Raw genomic sequence first — 1470 nt, forward strand, 5'->3', positions numbered from 1 at the left:
TGCTTTGCCACGGAACGGTCTGCGTTGTCGGGAAGATACGTGATCTGATCCTTCAACTCAGCAAAAGTTCGATTTATTCAACAAAGCCTCCATTTTGATAAAAAGCAGTCAAACCATCAGAACCAACTATTCCTTTATAATAGTAGGTTGAGTCGGGGGAAGCATACGTATTTGAAAGCGTATTATACATTCCCGATAGAACCCAAACAGACTCACCTGGAGCTAGAACATTATCACATACTGGAAGCTTCCAATTAGGTGGGGCTTTGACAATAGTATTTTTTTCTACTTTTAAAAGAGCGAGGTCCCGGTTCTTAGGATCATCAATATTGATAACTGTTGCTGGTTGGCTCCCATTCCTTGTTATTATACTTAGACTATAATCCTTGCTTGCATCAAGCCATAAATGTGAAGCTGTAAGAATATGTTGTTCATCGATCCAAGTACCTGAGCCGGAGATTGTCTTATTTCCAGACTTGATTTGAATTTTTACAGCTGAGTCCGAAAGCTCAAAATCATTGTGGTGCATACTTTGTTTATGAGGATTATCGGTGGAACAAGCAGAAATCAGTAAGGCTGAAAGAGCTAAAACCTTTCTATACATAGTCAGTTTCCTTCGAATAAGGCGAGTTTGGTTTCTAGAATATTTTATCCAGCGAGGAATTCTTCTAACGTGCTATCTTGGTACTGGGGATATATCTGCTTCATCATGCCAAAAGCAGCAACCGCTACGCTTTCTAAGTCGGAATAGAATTTAGGCTCCGTATTAAGATCATCACCATTCTTCAGAACGCCCTCGAAGCAGCTATAATCATTTCCGAACTCTTGAACAATAATCCAGCGCCCATCACGGAAACCTACGAGCATAACCGCTGAATTAGGATAGTCGCCAGCAGGCGTTAGCCAATCAAAGTGATAGTGCTTTATCGTATCATATTTCAGATGTACATTCATTATTCCTCCGTTGGCGATTACATTATTTGAGTTTTTTCATGGACTCTAAAGAAGCGAGGTAGGAATTATAGCGATCACCAAATTTTTCTTTCGCACGCTTAACGCGCATTTTCTCCGCGAGCTCAGTCTTGTTTTCTGCCTGGTAGGTCCTATTATTTTGCGTCTTTACTTCGGCCCCTGGGCCTGCTGCGTACGTTTTGTTTTTCTCGCTAATACACGCTCGGCATTTACTCTTGAGGCCAAACTTGCCCTTGAGCTCTTTTCCAAACTGTTCAAAGGGTTTAACTTGCTGACATGATTTGCATTTTTTAAAGCCCGGGGGGAGGTAGGTGTCAGCCATGAGCTGCTCCAGTAGGTATTGATTATAGGTGATTTTAACTTAAAGACGACGTCACTTTCAAATAAATCGACTACTTAACGCTGATCTTACATAATCATGATTATGCGCACTAACATGTGTAATGGCTCAATAGTAATGTCCGCCTGTGGCTCAATTCAGATGTCCGCGCTATGGTA

Annotated in this window: 3 protein-coding genes; all 3 read right to left on the reverse strand. The window is 41.4% G+C overall.

The annotated features are described in order from the left end of the window. Positions 1–73 precede the first annotated feature (73 nt). Genes ACOTYN_RS26305 through ACOTYN_RS26315 form a run of 3 tightly spaced genes read right to left on the reverse strand, consistent with a single transcriptional unit; the run spans position 74 to position 1294 of the window. A complete protein-coding gene (locus tag ACOTYN_RS26305; protein WP_223290065.1) occupies positions 74–604 on the reverse strand; it encodes a trypsin-like serine protease in 531 nt (176 codons plus the stop codon). 44 nt (positions 605–648) lie between these two features. Then, on the reverse strand, positions 649–954 hold the full coding sequence (locus tag ACOTYN_RS26310) for a hypothetical protein (RefSeq protein WP_001100610.1): 306 nt from the start codon (positions 952–954) through the stop codon (positions 649–651). Positions 955–976: 22 nt separating this feature from the next. Then, on the reverse strand, positions 977–1294 hold the full coding sequence (locus tag ACOTYN_RS26315; protein WP_000785965.1) for a hypothetical protein: 318 nt from the start codon (positions 1292–1294) through the stop codon (positions 977–979). Between the last annotated feature and the right edge of the window lie 176 nt (positions 1295–1470).

Origin of the sequence: Enterobacter cloacae complex sp. IR5458 (assembly GCF_049238025.1) — a bacterium.
Taxonomy (GTDB): Bacteria; Pseudomonadota; Gammaproteobacteria; order Enterobacterales; family Enterobacteriaceae; genus Enterobacter; species Enterobacter kobei.

What these genes read in the sequence shown, in the direction of transcription:
- ACOTYN_RS26305 (WP_223290065.1), bottom strand. Translation starts at nt 604, where the DNA reads ATGTATAGAAAGGTTTTAGCTCTTTCAGCCTTACTGATTTCTGCTTGT.
- ACOTYN_RS26310 (WP_001100610.1), bottom strand. Translation starts at nt 954, where the DNA reads ATGAATGTACATCTGAAATATGATACGATAAAGCACTATCACTTTGAT.
- ACOTYN_RS26315 (WP_000785965.1), bottom strand. Translation starts at nt 1,294, where the DNA reads ATGGCTGACACCTACCTCCCCCCGGGCTTTAAAAAATGCAAATCATGT.